General features: G+C 44.7%; 16 protein-coding genes. 3 read left to right on the top strand and 13 right to left on the bottom strand.

The window, feature by feature from the left end; all coding sequences use genetic code 11:
* Nucleotides 1-138 precede the first annotated feature (138 nt).
* Together secDF and QFZ73_RS19575 are read right to left on the bottom strand one after the other, a co-directional pair.
* Nucleotides 139-2,400, bottom strand: a complete 2,262-nt coding sequence (gene secDF, locus QFZ73_RS19580; RefSeq protein ID WP_251428970.1) for a protein translocase subunit SecDF — start codon at nucleotides 2,398-2,400, stop codon at nucleotides 139-141.
* A 196-nt stretch (nucleotides 2,401-2,596) separates the two neighbouring features.
* Nucleotides 2,597-2,902 (bottom strand): post-transcriptional regulator, encoded by a 306-nt coding sequence (locus tag QFZ73_RS19575; RefSeq protein ID WP_063232895.1) that lies wholly within the window; start codon nucleotides 2,900-2,902, stop codon nucleotides 2,597-2,599.
* A 170-nt stretch (nucleotides 2,903-3,072) separates the two neighbouring features.
* Here QFZ73_RS19575 and spoVB point away from each other — a divergent pair, with 170 nt between their 5' ends.
* The gene (gene spoVB, locus QFZ73_RS19570; protein ID WP_251428971.1) at nucleotides 3,073-4,635 is read left to right on the top strand and encodes a stage V sporulation protein B; all 1,563 of its coding nucleotides are present in this window, start codon (nucleotides 3,073-3,075) and stop codon (nucleotides 4,633-4,635) included.
* Between the two features lie 28 nt (nucleotides 4,636-4,663).
* On the opposite strand, the gene QFZ73_RS19565 is transcribed toward spoVB, so the two are convergent.
* Nucleotides 4,664-5,344, bottom strand: a complete 681-nt coding sequence (locus QFZ73_RS19565) for a DUF421 domain-containing protein (RefSeq protein WP_307269641.1) — start codon at nucleotides 5,342-5,344, stop codon at nucleotides 4,664-4,666.
* Between the two features lie 168 nt (nucleotides 5,345-5,512).
* Between QFZ73_RS19565 and QFZ73_RS19560 the strand changes: the two genes are divergently transcribed.
* On the top strand, nucleotides 5,513-5,884 hold the full coding sequence (locus QFZ73_RS19560; protein WP_174524159.1) for a TIGR04086 family membrane protein: 372 nt from the start codon (nucleotides 5,513-5,515) through the stop codon (nucleotides 5,882-5,884).
* Nucleotides 5,885-5,929: 45 nt separating this feature from the next.
* Here QFZ73_RS19560 and yajC read toward each other — a convergent pair whose 3' ends face one another.
* The 10 genes from yajC to safA form a co-directional block, all read right to left on the bottom strand.
* Complete coding sequence (gene yajC / locus QFZ73_RS19555; protein WP_251428973.1) at nucleotides 5,930-6,214, bottom strand: preprotein translocase subunit YajC; 285 nt, start codon at nucleotides 6,212-6,214, stop codon at nucleotides 5,930-5,932.
* A 42-nt stretch (nucleotides 6,215-6,256) separates the two neighbouring features.
* Entirely contained in the window at nucleotides 6,257-7,396 is a 1,140-nt protein-coding gene (gene tgt, locus QFZ73_RS19550) for a tRNA guanosine(34) transglycosylase Tgt (protein WP_251428974.1), read from the bottom strand.
* A gap of 36 nt (nucleotides 7,397-7,432) precedes the next feature.
* Nucleotides 7,433-8,461, bottom strand: coding sequence for a tRNA preQ1(34) S-adenosylmethionine ribosyltransferase-isomerase QueA (gene queA / locus QFZ73_RS19545; protein WP_251428975.1), 1,029 nt, complete (start codon nucleotides 8,459-8,461; stop codon nucleotides 7,433-7,435).
* A gap of 38 nt (nucleotides 8,462-8,499) precedes the next feature.
* Entirely contained in the window at nucleotides 8,500-8,706 is a 207-nt protein-coding gene (locus QFZ73_RS19540; protein WP_034308809.1) for a DUF2905 domain-containing protein, read from the bottom strand.
* A complete protein-coding gene (ruvB, locus tag QFZ73_RS19535) occupies nucleotides 8,703-9,701 on the bottom strand; it encodes a Holliday junction branch migration DNA helicase RuvB (protein WP_307269631.1) in 999 nt (332 codons plus the stop codon). The genes QFZ73_RS19540 and ruvB overlap by 4 nt, the downstream gene beginning before the upstream one ends.
* A gap of 11 nt (nucleotides 9,702-9,712) precedes the next feature.
* Nucleotides 9,713-10,327, bottom strand: coding sequence for a Holliday junction branch migration protein RuvA (gene ruvA / locus QFZ73_RS19530; RefSeq protein WP_251428979.1), 615 nt, complete (start codon nucleotides 10,325-10,327; stop codon nucleotides 9,713-9,715).
* Nucleotides 10,328-10,659: 332 nt separating this feature from the next.
* The gene (locus QFZ73_RS19525) at nucleotides 10,660-11,160 is read right to left on the bottom strand and encodes an intercompartmental signaling factor BofC (protein WP_307269626.1); all 501 of its coding nucleotides are present in this window, start codon (nucleotides 11,158-11,160) and stop codon (nucleotides 10,660-10,662) included.
* Between the two features lie 110 nt (nucleotides 11,161-11,270).
* Nucleotides 11,271-11,870 (bottom strand): YhcN/YlaJ family sporulation lipoprotein, encoded by a 600-nt coding sequence (locus QFZ73_RS19520; RefSeq protein ID WP_251428986.1) that lies wholly within the window; start codon nucleotides 11,868-11,870, stop codon nucleotides 11,271-11,273.
* 102 nt (nucleotides 11,871-11,972) lie between these two features.
* A complete protein-coding gene (locus tag QFZ73_RS19515) occupies nucleotides 11,973-12,935 on the bottom strand; it encodes a phosphotransferase (protein ID WP_251428988.1) in 963 nt (320 codons plus the stop codon).
* Nucleotides 12,910-15,759, bottom strand: coding sequence for a SafA/ExsA family spore coat assembly protein (gene safA / locus QFZ73_RS19510; RefSeq protein ID WP_307269619.1), 2,850 nt, complete (start codon nucleotides 15,757-15,759; stop codon nucleotides 12,910-12,912). The genes QFZ73_RS19515 and safA overlap by 26 nt, the downstream gene beginning before the upstream one ends.
* 371 nt (nucleotides 15,760-16,130) lie before the next feature.
* Between safA and ypfJ the strand changes: the two genes are divergently transcribed.
* Nucleotides 16,131-16,976, top strand: coding sequence for a KPN_02809 family neutral zinc metallopeptidase (gene ypfJ, locus QFZ73_RS19505; protein WP_307269616.1), 846 nt, complete (start codon nucleotides 16,131-16,133; stop codon nucleotides 16,974-16,976).
* Nucleotides 16,977-17,171: the final 195 nt, after the last annotated feature.

The following is a 17,171-nucleotide window of genomic DNA, read 5'->3' as shown; positions in this document are numbered from 1 at the left end:
ACCCCTCAACTTACTCATTATACAAAACGGCAATAACGGTTTCAATTTATTTTAAACTCAAAAATGGCTGTAATCCCCAATTCAACAAGTTAGTCTCACAAAAAGAAGGCTGGCACCATGCCAGCCCCCTCTCTCCTATTAAACTTGTCCTTCAAGACTTTGTTTCTTTTCTTTTGCGGTATTCAGCGGACCTTTCTTCTTCAATTCCCTGATTTTCAAATCAAGCCAGAATTGGGAAGCGATCAATAGCGATGAATACACGCCGCATATTAAACCGATAAACAGGGCAATGGAGAAGTTGCGGATAGCTTCACTGCCGAAGATCATCAACGCGATAACCGTAATGAGAACGGTCAGAACCGTGTTAATGGATCTCGTCAAAGTTTGCCTGATACTGATGTTCACAATGTTCTCAAGTTCTTCGACGGTTTTGATTTTACGGCTGAAGCGTAGGTTTTCACGAATGCGGTCAAAGGTTACGATCGTATCATTGATCGAATAACCGACGATCGTCAGAACCGCTGCAATGAAGGTGATATCCACTTCGAGCCGGAGTAAGCTAAAAATCGTGATGATGAAGAATGCATCATGTATAAGCGCGACCACGGCAGGGACAGCCATTCGCCATTCAAATCGTATCGATACATACAAAATGATTCCGATTGATGCAATCGCTAACGCAAACATGGCATTTTTCGCAAGTTCTTTTCCGACTGTCGGCGAAACGGTGCTGACATTCGGTTCTGCTCCGTAATCTTCCTTGAAATGGTCCTTCAATTCAGCGATTTCCTGTTTATCGAGGACACCGACTGTCCGAACGACAGCATTTTTATTGTCTTTTCCAGCGAGCCTGACATCCTTGATATCATCAGCGTCGATACCGACCTTGTCCATTTCGGTTTTGACTTGCTGAGTCGTCAAGACATCTTTGGACGCAATCTCGATTCTGGTGCCGCTCGTGAAATCAATCCCAAGATTCAATCTGAAGACGAGCAGGAAAATGATCCCGATAATGGTGACACCGATTGAAATGCCATAAAAGACTTTCCGATGTTTGACGAAATCGATTTTATCAAAGCGTGTTGGCAATGACATTAAATCAATTTTCTCGGATAAATCGTGAATGTATTTCTTCTTCACGCCAAACCATGTTGTACGTTTGTCCAGGAACCCGCTATTCACCCACAGGCTCATGAAAAGACGTGTACCATAGACCGCTGTTATGAAACTCATTAAAATCGAAATGATCAAAGTGGTGGCAAACCCTTTAACCGAGCTAGTTCCATAATAGAACAGAACGGCCGCAGCCAGCAAGGTCGTTAAGTTCGCATCCGTAATTGTAGAAAGTGAATTTTTCGTACCTTCTTTATAAGCCGCTTTAACAGATCTGCCGAGTTTCAATTCATCCCTGATTCGCTCGTAGGTTATGATATTGGCGTCGACAGCCATCCCGACCCCGAGTACCAATGCCGCGATACCAGGCAGCGTAAGGACCGCATTCATCCAATCAAACACTAATAGCGTCAAGAAAATGTATATGCTTAAAGTGACGACTGCAATGAATCCCGGGAAGCGGTAATACACAAGCATGAAGATGAAAACAAGTGCAATTCCGATGATTCCCGCAAAAATAGTATCATTCAATGCACCTGCACCGAACTGGGCACCTACTGAAGTGGAATACTTTTCTTTCAAATCCACAGGCAGGGCACCTGCATTCAGAAGGGCTGCAAGCTCTTTCGCTTCTTCCACCGTGAATTGACCGGTAATATACACTTTCTTCGTATTGAAAACTTCACTGACAGCTGGAGCTGAAATCATATTGTCCTGTGAAGCTGTATCCTTAATGGAATCTTTTCCTTCTTCGAAATCCAGCCAGATTGCAAGGACATTAGTCGGACTTTCCATCGAGGAAATTTTTTGGGTGATATCCTTAAATTTATTCACATCTTTCAATGTGACTTCGACAACCGGTTTATTATCTTGGAACGTTTGTTTCGCGCCGCCTTCTTTCAGGTCGGCACCGGTCATCATTTCCTTATCGTTATAATCACGGAAGGATAATTTAGCTTGTGTCGAAAGGATTTCCCGAGCGTTGTTTTGGTCTTTGACTCCAGCCAATTGAACGCGGATCCGGTCTTTCCCTTCGATTTGAATGTTAGGTTCGCTAACGCCCAAAACATTGACACGCCGCTCAAGCGAGCTTACTGTAGCCCGTAAAACATCCGGGGTGATCTTTTCCCCAGACAGCGGTTTTACTTCATACAACACTTCAAAACCGCCTTGAAGATCAAGACCCAGCTTGATATCCTTTAGGATTCCTTTTGAAGTCGTCCCCATCGCTGCGAAAATCAATAGTGCGATTAGAAAAAACGCAACGATCCTGCTTCTTTTTACCATTATGTAGTAGGCCCCTTTCTATAATACGCCTGTTCCTGAAGTTAAAAAAACTGTCATTTTTAGTTTATATGATTACTGCATACCCTTTTCTTCTTGAGAAAAAAGACACAGCTTCCCATGCTTTTTCCAAAAAAAGCATAACCATATCTATTATGAGTGATATACAAACAGCTGTCAATTTTAGTATATCTTTGCGTTATTCTTTCAAAAGTTCCTTCAGTTCCTCTTCAGAAAGCGGCTCAAATAGGTTTGGTGATTTATAAGCTTCGACCATTTGGAAGGTCATGAACTGGTTGCTCGAAAATGTCACGATATCTGCGACAAGTTCATGAAGGTGAATGTTTTCCTGCGGACGCTTCCATTTATTTTTGGTTAAGGTTCCCCATATGTCTTCCTCTGTTACGGCATTCAATCCGATCATTTGAAATTCCTCACGCTTGCTCTTCAAAAATGGACGTACCTTTAGATAATACCTTTGATAGGGATGATTCTTTTTTACCATCACTTTGCCTCCAGTAAAAATGATTCTCAAATGAATGCGCATTTTCTTAGAAGGATTTCGATCATTTGTAAGAACGCAAACAAACACTTTTGTCATGCTTTGTCCAAGTACAAGCATATAGATAATTGTATAGCATAACCGCTTTTTTGAGAAGGCAGGGAGGGAGTTCAATGTCCAAATTTTTAAAAGGGACGCTGATTTTATTAATCGCAAGCCTGATTACAAGGGTTCTTGGTTTCATTAACCGCATTGTCATCGCCCGCTTCATCGGCGAAGAAGGCGTTGGTTTATATATGATGGCTTTACCGACCCTCTTTCTTGTCGTGAACATAACCCAGTTAGGCCTGCCAATCGCCATTTCGAAATACGTGGCTGAGGCCAATGCAAGAGGTGATGAGCGGAAAATCAAGAAAATCCTTGTCGTCTCTTTGGCATGCACCTTTACTCTATCGATGATTTTCACTCCTGCCATGCTGCTTTTCGCACCGGTTCTCTCAGAATACCTATTCACTGACGAACGGACGAAATGGCCTCTAATGGCGATTGCCCCTATCGTACCGATCATCGCCATTTCATCCGTACTGCGAGGTTATTTCCAAGGCAAGCAAAATATGAAGCCCTTCGCTTTCTCACAAGTTATTGAACAGGTGGCCCGAATCACTTTCATAGCCGTCCTGACGAAGGCCTTTTTGCCATATGGAATCGAATATGCTGCAGCCGGGGCGATGTTCGCATCGATTATCGGTGAGCTTGTATCTCTCATCTACTTATTGACCAGCTTTAAATTAAAGAAACATTTTAAGTTCAGAAAGGGTTTCTTCAAGAATGTCAAATCTGGAAAAGGAACGTTCACCGAATTGATGGGGATTGCCCTTCCTTCCACCGGAAGCAGGATGATTGGATCGATTTCGTGGTTTTTCGAACCGATAGTGGTCGCCCAGAGTTTGGCACTTGCCGGAGTCACCGCGGCCGCAGCCACAAGTCAATACGGGGAGTTAACAGGGTATGCCCTGCCTTTACTCATGCTTCCTTCCTTCGTTACATCATCATTGGCGACGGCACTTGTCCCGGCAGTGAGTGAAGCCCGTACGACCGGAAACTTTTTACTCGTTGAACACAGGCTTCAGCAGGCCCTGAAAATCACCTTTATCACAGGCTGTTTAGCTATCGTCATTCTGTTCATCTTTGCCGAACCGATTTTACAAGTCATGTATGGCTCTTCGCATGCTGCTGTTTTCATTAAATTCCTGGCACCTTTTTTCATCCTTTATTACTTTCAATACCCGCTGCAATCCATGCTGCAAGCTCTGGATCTTGCAAAGGCCGCAATGTTCAACAGCCTGGCTGGGAACATCCTTAAAATCGGTGTGATCTGGCTGCTGGCGTCAAAGGAGAGTTTCGGAATCATGGGAGCCGCAATCGGGATAGCTGTCGGTACGATGCTCGTTACCTTCCTGCATTTTTCAACCGTACTGAAGGTTGTCCCTTTCACGCTTCATTTTCGCAGCTATATGTCAGCTTTGGTCCTTGCTTTAATTTCCGGATGGGGCGGTTATTATCTTTATCAATTCCCGCTCTCCTCACAGCCTCTTGGCACAAGGCTTTTGCTTTCCGTGACGGTCGTTATCCTGCTGTTCACCTTTTTCCTGCTCATGACCGGCAGCATAAAAAAGGCGGACCTGATCAGGATTCCTGTAGTGGGCGGCTTTTTATCAAAATTCGCTTGGAAATAAAATGAACCGAAGCATTAAAAGGCTTCGGTCATTTCTTCATTTCATTTTTATCAATGTAAAATTGGCCATCTATGTACCCGCAAATTGATATCTCTTGAACCTTCGATTCTCCATGTTCTTTTAACTGATTCAGAAGCCAAAAATGGTTTTTCCCAATTTTATCAAGATTTTCTTCCTGTATCGCTCCGTCGACAATTAGCGGAAATGGCACCTGACTTTCAGACCTTTCTTCGTCACATTTTTTAATCACCGAGAGCCTTCCTGAAGTTTCAAGGATGGCAAATTGAACTTCGTTAATATCAATAATTCCTTGTTCACGAAGCTGGGTCAATAAGTCATCAAAATTATATCGTTGTCTGCGCATCGCTTTTTCATCTATTTTCCCCTGATTAATGATGATCTGCGGCTTTCCGTCCATGAAATAGCGAAATTTGACACTTTTCAATGAGGCAAATGCCAATGTAATTTGGAGGATCGCGAGGACAAACATTGGGATTGTCTGTCGGATAAACGGTCTTTCCAAATCTTCAAAGGATAGCACAGCAATGTCCCCTATCATGATGGATACCACTAAATCAAGAACGCTCAGTTCCCCAACTTCCCGCTTACCCATCATTCGAAAAAGGAACCAGATGACTAGATAGATTACCGTCGTTCGAAAAATAATCCCTAGATAGATATCCACTTCAATAACACTTCCTTCATCCATAGCATGGCTTTGAAAATGAAAAATTACTCTATATTCTTTATCAAATTTTATAGAACTTTTTAAACCAGGTCTAAAGGTTCCAATTGAAGAATATGCTTGTACAAACACATAAACAGGCTATACGTATCAGCCTTTTAAAAAGGAGGAATACCCATCGAAACCAAAAAAATGAGTGTCGCCGTAATTTATGGCGTTGGCTCCATCTTTGCCATAGCGATGATTGCTAGTTTAATCGTTTCCATCCTTCTTCGTTTTACTTCACTGACGGAATCATCCCTGACATACGTGATCATGATCGTGTCCTTTTTATCGCTGTTCATTGGTGGATTCATTTCAGGAGGCAAGGGGAAAAAGCAAGGACTATTCTTGGGCGGAAGCACTGGGCTGCTTTATCTGTTGGTCGTGTTCCTCTTTCAATATTTAGGTCACGATGCACTTTTCACGATCAAGCAATGGATATACTATGGCTGTTTTGTGATTACGGCCATGATGGGTGGCGTACTTGGGGTCAACATGAGTTCCGACTCCCGCACCGATTAAAAAACACAGCAAAAAACCGGGCACATGGCCCGGTTTTCGTTTGTCTTATAGAGATGCTTCCTTATTCGGTGCGCTTTCCGTAATTTCACGGATTGCTGAACGGTCAAAAGTTAGTTTTGTACCGTCTGGTGATTTAATGACGATCTGCAGTTCATCGATTGCATCGATTGTTCCGTGCATGCCGCCGATAGTAGCAACTTTATCACCTTTTTTCAAACTGCTTTGCATGCTTTGCGTAGCCTTTTGGCGTTTTTGCTGAGGGCGGATCAATAAGAAATAGAACAATACGAACATTAAAATCAACGGAAGTATTTGTGTCAAAGAACCCATTTTGTATATTCACTCCTTTCGTTCATTAAAATATTTATGGAATTAGAAGTTTCTCGCATTTGGTTCATTGAAACCATACTGCTCAAAAAACTCTTCCCTAAAGTCACCAAGACGATCTTCTCGAATAGCTTGTCTGACCTGTTCCATCAAGTTTAACAGAAAATGAAGATTATGGTAAGTAGTAAGACGAATCCCAAAGGTTTCTTCACATTTAATCAAATGGCGGATATATGCCCTGCTATAATTCTTGCAAACATGGCAATCGCAATTTTCATCGATTGGACCGAAATCGCGTGCATACTTCGCATTTTTCACAACCAGCCGCCCATTGCTCGTCATGAGCGTACCATTACGCGCAATTCGCGTCGGCAGTACACAGTCAAACATATCGACACCGCGGAGTGCACCGTCGATCAATGAGTCCGGTGAACCGACTCCCATCAGGTAACGCGGTTTGTCAGTTGGCAGAAGCGGACTTGTAAACTCAAGGACCCGGTTCATGATATCCTTCGGTTCCCCTACGGATAGTCCTCCAATAGCATAACCCGGGAAGTCAAGGGAGACAAGGTCTTTTGCACTTTGTTTGCGAAGATTTTCAAACTCCCCGCCTTGAACGATCCCGAACAGCCCTTGGTCATTTGGACGCTCATGTGCATTCAAACAGCGTTCCGCCCAGCGCGATGTCCGTTCAACCGACTTCTTCATATACTCTTCAGTCGCCGGAAATGGCGGACATTCATCAAATGCCATCATAATATCGGAGCCAAGCGCATTTTGTATTTCCATCGCTTTTTCCGGAGATAAAAATAATTTATCGCCATTCAGATGGTTCCTGAAATGTACGCCCTCTTCTTCAATTTTGCGGAACTCGCTTAAACTGAAGACTTGAAAGCCGCCTGAGTCGGTCAAAATCGCACGATCCCAGTTCATGAACTTATGCAATCCGCCAGCTTCCTTGATGATTTCATGCCCCGGACGCAGCCATAGGTGGTACGTATTGCTCAGGATGATGCCTGCCCCCATTTGTTTCAAATCTTCCGGGGACATCGTTTTGACAGTAGCCATCGTTCCAACCGGCATAAATGCCGGCGTTTCAAAAGAACCATGCGGCGTATGGACCCGGCCTAGCCGTGCCCCTGTCTGTTTACATGTTTTGATTAACTCATATCGTATTGCAGTCAACGCAATAACTCCCTTCAAGAGCTTCTCACTCTTATATTACTTAATTAACATTGCATCTCCAAAACTAAAGAACCTGTATTTTTCTTCCACTGCCGTTTCATAGGCATGAAGGACATTCTCCCTGCCTGCAAGTGCAGAAATAAGCATGATTAAAGTCGATTTAGGCAAATGGAAGTTCGTTATCATCGCATCGATCCCTTTGAACTCATATCCAGGATAAATGAAGATGCTCGTCCAGCCATTCTCTTCCTTGAAAACCCCATCATTGCGGGACGCAATCGTTTCCAATGTCCTTGTGGACGTAGTCCCGACCGTAATGATTTTCCCGCCTTTTTCTTTCACATCATTCAGTAATCTGGCTGTGCCTTCCGTCATTTGATAAAATTCCGAATGCATTTCGTGGCTGTCAATATCGTCGACACTTACAGGACGGAATGTACCAAGCCCAACATGCAGCGTGATGAAAGCAATGTGGACACCCATCCCTTTAAGTTTCTCGAGCAAATCCTCCGTAAAATGCAGGCCAGCGGTAGGTGCCGCTGCAGATCCCCGTTCACGCGCATAAACCGTTTGATAGCGGTCCTGGTCGTCGAGTTGTTCCTTGATATATGGAGGTAATGGCATTTCGCCAAGCTTCTCTAGTATTTCATAAAATATGCCTTCATATTTAAATTCAAGAATCCGGCCGCCATGCTCGAGTTCACCTGTACAGACGGCACTCAGCTTACCATCGCCAAAAACGATTGTCGAGCCTTCTTTAATCCGTTTGGCCGGCTTCACAAGCGTTTCCCATACATCTTCATGCTCTTGCTTAAGCAGCAATACTTCGATTTTTGCACCCGTTCCTTCTTTACTGCCGTATAGTCGGGCCGGAAGCACCTTCGTATCATTCAACACCAGGCAATCTCCCGGTTTGATATATTCCGTGATATGGCTGAATACATCATGCTGGAGCTTACCGGTTTCTTTGTCCAGCACCATCAACCTACTTGCTTCCCTATCCTCCAAAGGAACTTGGGCAATCAGTTCCTCCGGTAAATGAAAATCAAACATATCCAATTTCATCTGTTCCACTTCCTTACGTGTCTATCAAGCTGTACTCATTATTTAAAACGGCCGATCAAATAAAAAATCGCGGACAACACAACACTGACGATGATTGATGTAACGATAGGAAAGTAAAACGTCGTATTCCCCTTTTTCAGAAAAATATCTCCCGGCAGCCTGCCGAGATGGATATATTTCATCGCAAAACCAATCACGAATATAATCACACCCAGAATCATGACCATTTTTGGTATATTCATCATTCAGGCACCTCCATGCCGAAATGCTCATAAACAAGCTGTGTTGCCATCCGGCCTCTTGGGGTCCGCTGAAGAAAACCGACTTGTAACAGATACGGTTCATACACATCTTCGATCGTATGTGCCTCTTCGCCAATCGTTGCAGCAATCGTTTCCAGACCCACGGGCCCGCCACGGAATTTTTCAATGATCCCTTTAAGTAATTTATGGTCAATATGATCGAGTCCTAAACGGTCGACCTGCATTAATTCAAGCGCATAATCGGCAAGTTCGGCCGTTATCGTTCCATCACCGCGTACCTGGGCGAAATCCCTGACCCTCCGTAAAAGCCGATTAGCAATTCTTGGGGTGCCCCTTGACCTTCTTGCAAGCTCTGCCGCTGCTTGATCATCCATTTCCGTATCCATGATTCTTGCTGTACGGATGATGATATCGGTCAAATGGTTTTCCGTATAATATTCAAGACGGCTCAAGACGCCAAAACGGTCCCTGAGCGGTGCAGACAGCGAGCCTGCACGTGTCGTGGCACCTACGAGCGTGAACGGCGGCAAGTCGATCCTGATCGAACGGGCTTCCGGTCCCTTACCGACTACAATATCCAGACAGAAGTCCTCCATAGCCGGATATAGCACTTCTTCAACGACACGAGGAAGACGGTGAATCTCATCAATGAACAATACATCACCTGGTTCAAGTGCACTCAAAATGGCCGCCAGATCTCCCGGCCGCTCAATGGCGGGACCGGAAGTCGTGCGGATATTCACACCCATTTCATTGGCGATGATGACGGCAAGCGTCGTTTTCCCAAGACCAGGCGGTCCATATAGAAGTACATGATCGAGCGTTTCTTCACGCATCCTTGCCGCTTCGATGTATACACTCAAATTCGCTTTCACTTTATCCTGTCCGATATATTGCTTTAAGTTTTGCGGCCGCAGGCTTTGTTCAAAGGACAGTTCGTTCAAATCGGCTTCCTGATTGAATATTCTCTCCTCCATTGCGCCACTCCTTATCTTAACATCATTTGCAATGCTTTCTTAATATATTGCTCGGTCGTCATATCTTCAGCCTGCAATTTCTTCGCAACCTTTTGGACTTCCTTTTCAGAATAACCAAGAGCCTTCAAGGCAAGAATGGCTTCATCCAATTCCTCCGTATAACCATTTGGACTGAGTGCAGCCGTGACGCCTTCGTTAAACAAGCTTGGAAACGCATCCGGAATAATGTTCTCAAGTTTCCCTTTTAAATCGAGAATCATCTGCCGTGCCGTTTTCTTTCCGACTCCCGGGAATTTCACCAAAAACGATTCATCTTCATTTTCGATTGCCTGCACCACCTGATCAACCTGGCCTGATGCCAATATGGCTAGAGCACCCTTCGGCCCGATTCCGGTTACATTCAATAATTTTGTGAATAATGCCTTTTCTTGACGGGTCTGAAATCCGTATAATGCGGCCATATCCTCACGAACATAATGATACAAGAAAACTTGGATTTCTTTCTGGTATTGAGCGGAAAAAATAAAAGGATTCGGCGTCATCACTTGATATCCGATCCCCCCATTTTCCACAACTATGTATTCAGGCCCAATATAATCGACCTTGCCTTTTATATAATCATACAAATTAATTCTCTCCCTGATTTTGCTGTACCTCTCATTTTATCATAAAAAGGGGGTGTTGTTCATTAAAAGTTATTTCATGATCGGCAAAGTCTCAGGGCTTCCGGGTGTTACTATCATCCTTAAAACAAAAGTTGATTGAAACGGAAGGCGCGAGACTCCTGCGGCAAATACGCGTCCAAGGGAGACCCGTAAAAGCGCCGAGGGCGGACCGCCCGCGGAAAGCGAGTGCCTGCAGTGGAAATCAACGGTCAAATTGTAAATACTAAAAAAACTGTAGACAAACTCCATTATCGAGTTTGTCTACAGTCTGAAGGATGAGATATCATCCCATCCTAGTTTACCGAATATGGCTCATATTCTTTAATAAGCTGTTTATATTGGTCTTTATTCATGATCGGAATCCCTTTTTGCAGTTCCTCCTGTTTGTATGCTTCAAGTTTACCAACGTCTATTTGGTAGAAAGTATGAATGATCTTGGCGTGCTCAGGCCTTCCGATAAAAATGGATAACGTACCATCTTCCCTCATCCCAAGGTAACCATTGGCTTTTAAAAGCGGAGATATGTCATTTTCAATTTTCTTCATGACAATCCGCTCTTCATTTTGATCGACTACTTTCCATCCTTCATATTTTGACCAAAAGTCCTCCATCGACCAAATCGTTTCTGTCAATTTCTCTTCACTTAACTCGCCATCCAGATACATACGCTGAAGAATGACCTTCCTTTCTATTGAAGCATTTTCCTTTTGAACGGTTTCTTCGGCAAAAACGGTTAAGCAAAATGGCAATATGAAAAGTGTCATGAAAAATTGGATTCTAAGTTGATTAATCAATATACTCACCTCTTAAGGCGTTTACTTTTTATGTAGTTTGACCCCAAATAAGGATTATTAACCAGGAAAAAATCAAAAAGAGCTGACTCCTTACCGGGTCAGCCCACTAATTATTTCAAGTGATTTTCGTGAATGTTAAGGTTATCGAACATATCATTGGCATCCAAAATGACCAATTCCCTCGTATCGCCATCCCGAAGATTGTTATCAAGTGTCATCGTCCTGAAATAGACACCTTCATCGGTGGTGACATATAGGGTACGGCCATTGGTAAGCGGTCCGATTTCCTTCTTGATTCTTTCTTTAACATCTTTTGCTTGGCTGTAGTCATCAAGCAGCAAGGCTACCAGCATTTCGTCTTTCATGATGATTGTCCTGGCATCGATAACCGGCTCGACTGTATTGGCGGCACCATTGACTTTGTCGGCTAAAGCGCCTTCATAAGAATTATAATAAGATGATCGTGCCTTAAGCGGTTTACTTTCATGTCCATGGTAGTTACGGTCACTCTTACTGTACGAACCATCTTTATCGTATAGACCTTGCACCATATTCTCATAATTGATGTTGCGTACCAATGCATCTTTTCCATGGTACCCTGTATCATTCGTGATATTTTCATTTTCCGCTGTATCATTATTAGCACATCCAACCAAACTGACGGCGGCCAATACCGTACAAAGCGGCTTTGCCCATTTTATTTTCTGCACCAATAACCCTCCCATTGCAATAGAATGAGCTATATTCCGCTCATAAATAGCATGGGTGTCGAACGGAAAATGTACTCTGTAAGATACGGCCAAAAGCCCGTTTTAATTCCTATTAAGGGAAGAAATCCTTTTCGCCAATTTTTCATTCATCTCCATCCGCTCCGAAAAACCTTCCACGGACATTCTCCAGACCGAATGCAGCTGGGAAGAACTTTTATTAAGACGATTCCATTCACGGAAAATATCGGTAGGATAAGTTAAAGCATATAAAAAGGCCAGGTCTGACTGATACCTTTGCAATTGCGGCAATTCCCACAGCTCGGTGGCCGCATCTTCCAAATGATGCGAAATTCGATTTGCATACTGTAAATAATCAATGCACCTCGGTGCATTTGCCATTAAGTCAAAATCGATTAAAGTCAAAGTGCCGTCCGCTCTCCGCAAGAAATTATGGTGGGCACAATCACCATGAATGATGACCTTCTTTTCCTTATTCCATAAAGACTCATTTTTATCAAACCCCTCTAGCGACCATTCACCCCATCTAATCCATTCCTTGATAATATCTTCGGAAACATATTGGCGAACATAAGAAAAGTTCTTTTTAAATAGTGATAAGCGTTCTTTCCACTTTTTTGATTGATTGAACGCAGGCGCGTTAATGGAGAGTTGTTCCGACACATCATGGAAGCTTTCCAGTAACTGAATGCCCTCTAGGCGGTCCTTATGATTGGAAAATCTAAATTTTTTCTTATTCGGCGGAAAATAGTCCATACTGCCATACCATTTCCCTTTAAATTGAAAGGGCATTAAATTCTGATGAATATAATACGTTTGATGAAATCCCTTTTGTTTTAACAAAGAAGTCAATTCTCTTTGCCGATCCCATTTTTCAAAACTGTCGAATCCTTTAAGGATCATTGGATGACCCTTTTCAAAAGTTATTAAATAGACACTGCTTTGAATATGGTGGACTTTCTTAGGCTTACGATTTAAATAAGAGAGGAGACGAGTGTTAAAAACACTGTCTCCTTGATAATTAGTAGTCATCGCTTTCATCTGCATATGTCGGTATCCCAAATGTTTCAGGCGCACGTACGCCCCCGAATTGGCCTGGCTGGCCTCCCATTTGTCCTGGTAACATAGCTTCCGGCTGACCACCAATCTGTCCCAGCATCATGCCCGGCTGACCACCAATCTGTCCCGGCATCATGCCCCGCTGACCACCAAACTGTTCCGGCATCATGCCCGGCTGACTTCCGTTTTGACCGCCCATCATGCCTAGAGGACCTCCTATTTGACTCTCCTTTATGCCTGGTAGGCCTCCGTTTTGACCGCCCATCATCATGCCTGGAGGACCTCCGTTTTGACCGCCCATCATCATACCTGGAGGACCTCCGTTTTGGCTGCCCATCATCATACCTGGAGGACCCCCGTTTTGGCTGCCCATCATCATACCTGGCTGGCCTCCGTTTTGGCCGCCCATCATCATACCTGGAGGACCTCCGTTTTGGCCGCCCATCATCATACCTGGAGGACCTCCGTTTTGGCTGCCCATCATCATGCCTGGAGGACCCCCGCTTTGGCTGCCCATCATACCTGGCTGGCCTCCGTTTTGACCGCCCATCATACCTGGAGGACCTCCGTTTTGACCGCCCATCATCATGCCTGGCTGGCCTCCGTTTTGGCTGCCCATCATCATACCTGGAGGACCCCCGTTTTGGCTGCCCATCATCATACCTGGCTGGCCTCCGTTCTGGCCGCCCATCATCATACCTGGCTGGCCTCCGTTTTGACCGCCCATCATACCTGGAGGACCTCCGTTTTGGCTGCCCATCATCATGCCTGGAGGACCCCCGTTTTGGCTGCCCATCACCATGCCTGGAGGACCCCCGTTTTGGCTGCCCATCATCATGCCTGGCTGGCCTCCGTTTTGGCCGCCCATCATACCTGGCTGGCCTCCGTTCTGACCGCCCATCATACCTGGCTGACCCTCGTTTTGGCCGCCCATCATCATGCCTGGAGGACCTCCGTTTTGGCTGCCCATCATCATGCCTGGCTGGCCTCCGTTCTGACCGCCCATCATACCTGGCTGGCCTCCGTTCTGACCGCCCATCATACCTGGCTGACCCTCGTTTTGGCCGCCCATCATCATGCCTGGAGGACCTCCGTTTTGACCGCCCATCATCATGCCCGGCTGGCCTCCGTTTTGACCGCCCATCATCATACCTGGCTGGCCTCCATTTTGACCGCCCATCATCATACCTGGAGGACCCCCGTCTTGGCTGCCCATCATCATACCTGGAGGACCCCCGTTTTGGCTGCCCATCATCATGCCCGGCTGGCCTCCGTTTTGGCCGCCCATCATCATGCCCGGCTGGCCTCCGTTTTGGCCGCCCATCATCATGCCAGGTAGGTCTCCGTTTTGGCCGCCCATCATCATACCTGGCTGGCCTCCGTTTTGACCGCCCATCATCATACCTGGCTGGCCTCCGTTTTGACCGCCCATCATCATACCTGGCTGGCCTCCGTTTTGACCGCCCATCATCATGAATCCATCATATGATTCTACGGACTCTTCTTCATATTGATATTGCATCTCTTTACCCATCTGAGACTCTTTAGGTGAAATCCCTGGGTATGAGGCCTGTTGTTGCTGCTGTGATTGTACGGGTTGATATTGGTTATAATCTGGATGGTGATGTGCATTGGAATCCATTTCTTGGTTTCCTTGATACTGCCCCTTCACTTCCGGCCCATATGTTCCAAGTAATCCCTTATTACAGCCGCAATCTTCTTCTTCTTCACCGGCAGCCTGGTTATACTGCTGAGGGAAGTTATAGTTATTGTTATTGTATGAAGATGGTGATTCGTCTGATGACTCATAATCTTGTGGCATATATGAACCTGCCACTTGAGCTTGTTGATTCATCCCTCCATAATAATGGTGCGGAACCGGTGCGGAGGATTGATATGGATAATGTTGCTGGCTTGGTGTATTCATGCTCGCCCCTTGGACGAATCCTTGATCCATCATTTGCATGTCAGGAGATTCTCCCCAAACACCGGAGCTCTCTTCCATCATTTGATAACCATGTGTTTCCGGAGCCGCCTGATACCCTTGAGCGCCTTGATATGGAGCTTGCATGTGCATATGCGCCCACGGTGGCGGCTGAATACAATAACCGCTTCCGGGTAAAATTGGCGTTACTGGAATACAATCATCCACCGGCTCAATATCTTCCTGAGCTGGCTGTACAGCTGGCTTTTTCTTCTTCTTTTTAGTGACTGCAGGCTCTTCTTTTTTCTTTGGTAAAGGTGGTGGTGCAGGAGGCTTTTGCACACTCATATTGGTCATGTTGACCATATAATAATTATTGATATCGATTTCCGGTATCACTGGCATGGGCACGGGCACTTCTTTTGGAACGATTATTTGCTTTTCTTTAATGATTGGCTTCGGCTGAACGATCTGCTGCTCCTTCTTAGGCTGTTGAACGATCTGTTGCTCTTTGACTGGTTGCTGAACCATTGGTTTTTCTTTTACCGGCTGTTGAAATTTCGGCTGTTCTTTTACCGGCTGTTGAAATTTCGGCTGTTCTTTAATGGCTGGTTTTTGCATAACTTGCTGCTCTTTCATAGGTGCAGGCTGAGCCTGGTACGGTTGAATTTGGGATTCTTTCATTCCCGGCTGAATATTCACGTTTGGTTTACCCGTTTCTTTTATTACAGCTCCGGATGTCCCTGGTATTTTAATTTTCATTCCGGGCATCATCATGTCCGGGTTGCTCAATTGCGTGTTAACTTTTTTAAGTTCTTCAAAACTGACGCCGTATTTTTTGGCGAGTTTCCAAAGTGTATCGCCTTTTTGGACTATATGAATTTTCACGCTGTTAACCCCTCCTGTGCATATGTCCATATATTCTATGAAGCAGTGGGTGAATTGCTATTATTTTTATCATGAAAACTTATGCGTGAAAAATGACTTTTATGATTGGATCAATGATTTAGGAAAATGGAAAGTACTTTTTTGGAGAGGAAATAAATGATTTGACATCTCCCTAATAAGGAAATCCATCATAACTAAAACCCTTGCATTCACCCTAAGAAAAAGAAGCAATGGTTTTTAGGTTAGGAAGCCATCATGTATGACGCTTCTTTCATGCTCCTGTCTAAACCCAGGGAAATCCGGGTATAAGAAAGAAAATGACCTAAGGCTTTGTCTTCAGGTACTTATCTTATATCCTGGGAGGAATAATGATGAAATGGAAAGGTAGACAGGGCAGCTCGAACGTCGAGGACAAAAGAGGCATAAGCGGTAAAGGCATGGCCGGAATCGGCGGAGGGGCCGGATTGGTAATCGTATTGATCGTGATGCTCCTTGGCGGTAATCCAAGCGAATTGCTAGGCAGCTTGAATTCTACTGAATCTAACAATGGCAGCACTTATGTCGAAACTGATGAAGAGAAGGAACTTGCGCAGTTCGTATCTGTCGTCCTTGCAGAAACGGAGCAGGTCTGGACAGAAGAATTCCGTAAAAATGGCCTGGAATATAAGGAACCGACCCTTGTCCTGTACTCAGGTAGTGTCGAATCGGCTTGTGGAATGGCAGCTTCTTCGGTAGGGCCATTTTATTGTCCGGGTGACATGAAACTATATATTGATCTCAGCTTTTATCAAGAGTTGAAGCAAGAATTCCAGGCACCCGGGGATTTCGCCATGGCCTATGTCATTGCCCACGAAGTCGGACATCACGTTCAGACACTTTTAGGGACAACGGAAAAGGAAATGCCCGATCGTTCAAAGGTCAGCGAGACCGAATATAATAGATACTCTGTCCGTCTTGAATTACAGGCCGATTATTTGGCTGGAGTTTGGGCACATCATGTCCAAGGAGAGAATTTGCTTGAAGAAGGCGATCTTGAGGAGGCCTTGAATGCAGCAAGTGCTGTGGGAGATGACCGTATCCAAGAAAAGGCACAGGGGTACGTGGTGCCAGACAGCTTCACGCACGGTACATCCGAACAGAGGAAACGGTGGTTCAATAAAGGGTTTAAATCCGGTGATATGAATGAAGGCAATACTTTTAAGGCGAATAACCTTTAAAAGTTCTTACCTGTTTCGATTACATAAGAAAAAGGGGGTCTTGCCCCCTCTTTCAGACCGTAGACAAATTCGAAGAAAAGCGAGTTTGCTTGCAGTTTTCCATTTTAAAAGTTCCAGTTGATTTCAGCTATATAAAACCGTAAAAATATATGAGGGTAATTAGGTCTTGTTTTAAAATCATGGAAATAATCCCCT

The sequence above is a fragment of the Peribacillus sp. V2I11 genome, from assembly GCF_030817135.1.
Classification (GTDB): Bacteria; Bacillota; Bacilli; order Bacillales; family DSM-1321; genus Peribacillus; species Peribacillus simplex.
Note: the sequence above shows the minus strand (reverse complement) of the source record. Positions and strands in the feature narration are given on the sequence as shown.

Coding starts and splice junctions, on each gene's coding strand:
- secDF (WP_251428970.1), bottom strand. CDS start 2,400: ATGGTAAAAAGAAGCAGGATCGTTGCGTTTTTTCTAATCGCACTATTG.
- QFZ73_RS19575 (WP_063232895.1), bottom strand. CDS start 2,902: ATGGTAAAAAAGAATCATCCCTATCAAAGGTATTATCTAAAGGTACGT.
- spoVB (WP_251428971.1), top strand. CDS start 3,073: ATGTCCAAATTTTTAAAAGGGACGCTGATTTTATTAATCGCAAGCCTG.
- QFZ73_RS19565 (WP_307269641.1), bottom strand. CDS start 5,344: ATGGATGAAGGAAGTGTTATTGAAGTGGATATCTATCTAGGGATTATT.
- QFZ73_RS19560 (WP_174524159.1), top strand. CDS start 5,513: ATGAGTGTCGCCGTAATTTATGGCGTTGGCTCCATCTTTGCCATAGCG.
- yajC (WP_251428973.1), bottom strand. CDS start 6,214: ATGGGTTCTTTGACACAAATACTTCCGTTGATTTTAATGTTCGTATTG.
- queA (WP_251428975.1), bottom strand. CDS start 8,461: ATGAAATTGGATATGTTTGATTTTCATTTACCGGAGGAACTGATTGCC.
- QFZ73_RS19540 (WP_034308809.1), bottom strand. CDS start 8,706: ATGATGAATATACCAAAAATGGTCATGATTCTGGGTGTGATTATATTC.
- ruvB (WP_307269631.1), bottom strand. CDS start 9,701: ATGGAGGAGAGAATATTCAATCAGGAAGCCGATTTGAACGAACTGTCC.
- QFZ73_RS19515 (WP_251428988.1), bottom strand. CDS start 12,935: ATGCAGATGAAAGCGATGACTACTAATTATCAAGGAGACAGTGTTTTT.
- ypfJ (WP_307269616.1), top strand. CDS start 16,131: ATGAAATGGAAAGGTAGACAGGGCAGCTCGAACGTCGAGGACAAAAGA.